This is a genomic window from Microbacterium sp. GW823-FHT02G05 (assembly GCF_058797175.1).
This window is the reverse complement of sequence record NZ_JBXAJK010000003.1, coordinates 1-5,747: the sequence shown is the minus strand read 5'-3', so window position 1 is coordinate 5,747 and position 5,747 is coordinate 1. Positions and strand designations below refer to the sequence as shown.

The 5,747-nt window shown below is 54.5% G+C and carries 1 protein-coding gene and 3 rRNA genes; all 4 read right to left on the bottom strand.

Going from position 1 to position 5,747, the window contains the following annotated elements:
• Positions 1 to 13: 13 nt before the first annotated feature.
• A 5S ribosomal RNA gene (rrf, locus tag AC1REM_RS15790) occupies positions 14 to 130 on the bottom strand.
• A 112-nt stretch (positions 131 to 242) separates the two neighbouring features.
• Positions 243 to 3,343: ribosomal RNA gene (locus AC1REM_RS15785) — 23S ribosomal RNA — on the bottom strand.
• A gap of 420 nt (positions 3,344 to 3,763) precedes the next feature.
• Positions 3,764 to 5,287, bottom strand: a 16S ribosomal RNA gene (locus AC1REM_RS15780).
• The 16S, 23S and 5S rRNA genes sit together here, the layout of an rRNA operon.
• Before the next feature lie 238 nt (positions 5,288 to 5,525).
• Positions 5,526 to 5,747: hypothetical protein (locus tag AC1REM_RS15775; protein ID WP_492515512.1), on the bottom strand; the 222-nt coding region annotated here is incomplete at its 5' end.

Genomic DNA, 5,747 nt, shown 5'->3' with positions numbered 1-5,747 from the left:
TTTTACAAAAGAAGTCCGGCGGTGTCCTACTCTCCCACAGGGTCCCCCCTGCAGTACCATCGGCGCTGTGAGGCTTAGCTTCCGGGTTCGGAATGTGACCGGGCGTTTCCCTCACGCTATGGCCGCCGAAACACTATTGATGTTTCAATCAAAACCTTAGCAACACAAACATGTTGTGTTGAAGGTGGTTCTCGACCGTACATCGAGAACCACTCAGTGGACGCAAGCACCAAAAACGGTGTGTTATCAAGTCATCGGCTTATTAGTACCAGTCAGCTGCACGTGTTACCACGCTTCCACATCTGGCCTATCAACCCAGTAGTCTGGCTGGGAGCCTCTCGCCCGAAGGCATGGAAGTCTCATCTTGAGGCCGGCTTCCCGCTTAGATGCTTTCAGCGGTTATCCATTCCGAACGTAGCTAATCAGCGGTGCTCCTGGCGGAACAACTGACACACCAGAGGTTCGTTCAACCCGGTCCTCTCGTACTAGGGTCAAATCCTCTCAAACTTCCTACGCGCGCAGCGGATAGGGACCGAACTGTCTCACGACGTTCTAAACCCAGCTCGCGTACCGCTTTAATGGGCGAACAGCCCAACCCTTGGGACCTACTCCAGCCCCAGGATGCGACGAGCCGACATCGAGGTGCCAAACCATGCCGTCGATATGGACTCTTGGGCAAGATCAGCCTGTTATCCCCGAGGTACCTTTTATCCGTTGAGCGACAGCGCTTCCACAAGCCACTGCCGGATCACTAGTCCCGACTTTCGTCCCTGCTCGACCTGTCAGTCTCACAGTCAAGCTCCCTTGTGCACTTACACTCGACACCTGATTACCAACCAGGTTGAGGGAACCTTTGGGCGCCTCCGTTACTTTTTGGGAGGCAACCGCCCCAGTTAAACTACCCACCAGGCACTGTCCCTGAACCGGATTACGGTTCGAAGTTAGATATCCAGAGTGACCAGAGTGGTATTTCAACAATGACTCCACAAGAACTGGCGTCCCTGCTTCAAAGTCTCCCACCTATCCTACACAAGCCACACCGAACACCAATACCAAGCTGTAGTAAAGGTCACGGGGTCTTTCCGTCCTGCTGCGCGTAACGAGCATCTTTACTCGTAGTGCAATTTCGCCGAGTTCGCGGTTGAGACAGTTGGGAAGTCGTTACGCCATTCGTGCAGGTCGGAACTTACCCGACAAGGAATTTCGCTACCTTAGGATGGTTATAGTTACCACCGCCGTTTACTGGGGCTTAAATTCTGAGCTTCGCCGAAGCTAACCCGTCCTCTTAACCTTCCAGCACCGGGCAGGCGTCAGTCCGTATACATCGTCTTGCGACTTGGCACGGACCTGTGTTTTTAGTAAACAGTCGCTACCCACTAGTCTCTGCGGCCACCAAACGCTTTCGGAGCAAGTCCTAATACGTCGATGGCCCCCCTTCTCCCGAAGTTACGGGGGCATTTTGCCGAGTTCCTTAACCACGATTCTCTCGATCTCCTTGGTATTCTCTACCTGACCACCTGAGTCGGTTTGGGGTACGGGCAGCTAGAACCTCGCGTCGATGCTTTTCTCGGCAGCATAGGATCACCCACTTTTTATCCGCATCGTGTCTCAGCCTACGTGAACGGCGGATTTGCCTACCGTTCGGCCTACGCACTTGCACCAGGACAACCATCGCCTGGCTTGGGCTACCTTCCTGCGTCACACCTGTTAATACGCTAACCGCACCAGCATGGGGTCGCGCGCTCCACCAAACGATGCCACCCGAAGGTGACGGTGTCTGGCTTTGGGCGCTTAGCACCACTGGATTAGCTTGGGCGGTTCTTCGCCGGTACGGGAATATCAACCCGTTGTCCATCGACTACGCCTGTCGGCCTCGCCTTAGGTCCCGACTTACCCAGGGAAGATTAGCTTGACCCTGGAACCCTTGGTCTTTCGGAGGACGTGTTTCTCACACGTCTTTCGCTACTCATGCCTGCATTCTCACTCGTGTAGCCTCCACGGCTGGTTTACACCGCCGCTTCGCTGGCCACACGACGCTCTCCTACCCATCAACACGGCTGGACCACGAAGGCCTACCAATAATGTCAATGCCACAACTTCGGTGGCGTGCTTGAGCCCCGTTACATTGTCGGCGCGGAATCACTTGACCAGTGAGCTATTACGCACTCTTTCAAGGGTGGCTGCTTCTAAGCCAACCTCCTGGTTGTCTAAGCAACTCCACATCCTTTCCCACTTAGCACGCGCTTTGGGACCTTAGTTGGTGGTCTGGGTTGTTTCCCTCTCGACTATGAAGCTTATCCCCCACAGTCTCACTGCTGCGCTCTCACTTACCGGCATTCGGAGTTTGGCTGACGTCAGTAACCTTGTAGGGCCCATCGGCCATCCAGTAGCTCTACCTCCGGCAAGAAACACGCAACGCTGCACCTAAATGCATTTCGGAGAGAACCAGCTATCACGAAGTTTGATTGGCCTTTCACCCCTATCCACAGCTCATCCCCTCAGTTTTCAACCTAAGTGGGTTCGGTCCTCCACGCGCTCTTACACGCGCTTCAACCTGGCCATGGATAGATCACTTCGCTTCGGGTCTAGGACATGCGACTGAATCGCCCTATTCAGACTCGCTTTCGCTACGGCTACCCCACACGGGTTAACCTCGCCACATATCGCTAACTCGCAGGCTCATTCTTCAAAAGGCACGCTGTCACCCCTACTAAGGAGGCTCCAACGGTTTGTAAGCAAACGGTTTCAGGTACTATTTCACTCCCCTCCCGGGGTACTTTTCACCTTTCCCTCACGGTACTTGTCCGCTATCGGTCATCTGGGAGTATTTAGGCTTATCAGGTGGTCCTGACAGATTCACACGGGATTTCTCGGGCCCCGTGCTACTTGGGATACTCTCCACGCCAGAACACGCATTTCGACTACGGGGTTGGCACCCTCTATGACCGGCCTTTCAAGACCGTTCGTCTATACGCTTCTGTAACGTCGGACCTTCGGCAGAAGATCCAGGTGAGTCCCACAACCCCGAACATGCAACGCCTGCCGGCTATCACACATGCTCGGTTTAGCCTGATCCGGTTTCGCTCGCCACTACTAACGGAATCGCGGTTGCTTTCTCTTCCTGTGGGTACTGAGATGTTTCACTTCCCCACGTTCCCTCTACCCGCCCTATATATTCAGGCGGGAGTCACTAGGTCGGCACGCCGCCCAGCGGGGTTTCCCCATTCGGACACCCTCGGATCAAAGTGTGCTTATCCACTCCCCGAGGCTTATCGCAGATTGCTACGTCCTTCTTCGGCTCCAGATGCCAAGGCATCCACCGTTTGCTCTTAAAGACTTGAAATCACATGAGTTGAATCAAAACTCGACCCACACCCGAAAGTGTGAATCAGAAATTGACTAATGATCTTTAAGATCATCTTTCACAACACAACCCCAAAGGGTCATGTTGAAGATGCTCGCGTCCACTGTGTAGTTCTCAAAGTACGGGCGGTACTCAACCGACAACCAACCAAAAAGGCCGGAAACCAGAAGAGTCCTGAGGTTCAGCCGCAACCCCGAAGGGTTGCACCCGGTCCCTCAGGACCCAACAGCGTGCAGACACCCCGCTCACCAATCCCCACATTCCAACCAACCGAAGTTGACGTACTAGCAGAAACCAGCTGCGCTGATGTCATGTCAAATGTTCCACCCATGAGCTCCCAGCGAAGAACGTATGCCTTCGATCTGGGTTCTGGACTCCGAAGAGTCAGATGCTCCTTAGAAAGGAGGTGATCCAGCCGCACCTTCCGGTACGGCTACCTTGTTACGACTTAGTCCTAATTACCGATCCCACCTTCGACGGCTCCCTCCACAAGGGTTAGGCCACCGGCTTCAGGTGTTACCGACTTTCATGACTTGACGGGCGGTGTGTACAAGACCCGGGAACGTATTCACCGCAGCGTTGCTGATCTGCGATTACTAGCGACTCCGACTTCATGAGGTCGAGTTGCAGACCTCAATCCGAACTGGGACCGGCTTTTTGGGATTCGCTCCACCTCGCGGTATTGCAGCCCTTTGTACCGGCCATTGTAGCATGCGTGAAGCCCAAGACATAAGGGGCATGATGATTTGACGTCATCCCCACCTTCCTCCGAGTTGACCCCGGCAGTATCCCATGAGTTCCCACCATTACGTGCTGGCAACATAGAACGAGGGTTGCGCTCGTTGCGGGACTTAACCCAACATCTCACGACACGAGCTGACGACAACCATGCACCACCTGTTTACGAGTGTCCAAAGAGTTGACCATTTCTGGCCCGTTCTCGTATATGTCAAGCCTTGGTAAGGTTCTTCGCGTTGCATCGAATTAATCCGCATGCTCCGCCGCTTGTGCGGGTCCCCGTCAATTCCTTTGAGTTTTAGCCTTGCGGCCGTACTCCCCAGGCGGGGAACTTAATGCGTTAGCTGCGTCACGGAATCCGTGGAATGGACCCCACAACTAGTTCCCAACGTTTACGGGGTGGACTACCAGGGTATCTAAGCCTGTTTGCTCCCCACCCTTTCGCTCCTCAGCGTCAGTTACGGCCCAGAGATCTGCCTTCGCCATCGGTGTTCCTCCTGATATCTGCGCATTCCACCGCTACACCAGGAATTCCAATCTCCCCTACCGCACTCTAGTCTGCCCGTACCCACTGCAGGCTGGGGGTTGAGCCCCCAGATTTCACAGCAGACGCGACAAACCGCCTACGAGCTCTTTACGCCCAATAATTCCGGATAACGCTTGCGCCCTACGTATTACCGCGGCTGCTGGCACGTAGTTAGCCGGCGCTTTTTCTGCAGGTACCGTCACTTTCGCTTCTTCCCTACTAAAAGAGGTTTACAACCCGAAGGCCGTCATCCCTCACGCGGCGTTGCTGCATCAGGCTTTCGCCCATTGTGCAATATTCCCCACTGCTGCCTCCCGTAGGAGTCTGGGCCGTGTCTCAGTCCCAGTGTGGCCGGTCACCCTCTCAGGCCGGCTACCCGTCGACGCCTTGGTGAGCCATTACCTCACCAACAAGCTGATAGGCCGCGAGCCCATCCCAGACCGAAATTCTTTCCAATAGCTGACCATGCGGTCGCTACTCGTATCCAGTATTAGACGCCGTTTCCAGCGCTTATCCCAGAGTCCGGGGCAGGTTGCTCACGTGTTACTCACCCGTTCGCCACTGATCCACAAGAGCAAGCTCCTGCTTCACCGTTCGACTTGCATGTGTTAAGCACGCCGCCAGCGTTCATCCTGAGCCAGGATCAAACTCTCCGTAAAAAAGAAATGCATACACAACCGGGAAAACGGCCATGCAGCGAGTTTGAAACTGACCAAAGAGATAAATCATTGCTGACTATCCGTTGCCAACCCCAAAGGGTTGGTCTTTGATCCAAAGGAATTTCTCACCATCAACCCGAAGGTCAATGGACGAGGAATAAATTGGCATTTGACAAGTGCACGCTGTTGAGTTCTCAAGGATCGGATGCTCCTGCGGTCCAGCCTCACGGCCTTCCCTTCAGGGCAACTTCTCTATCTTATCCGAGCCGCTCAGCCTGTCAAATCGACACGCCGTGAAGCTCAGAACCAGATCCGCCACCCAGAGCTGAACGCTCCGAGGCAACTTCTCTAGCTTACCCGCCAGACCCAGACTGTCAAATCGACGATCCAGACCAGCAGGCCACCACCAGAACCACAGTTCCAGGCCCTCCCCAAACGAGAAGAACACACCAGAACCAAA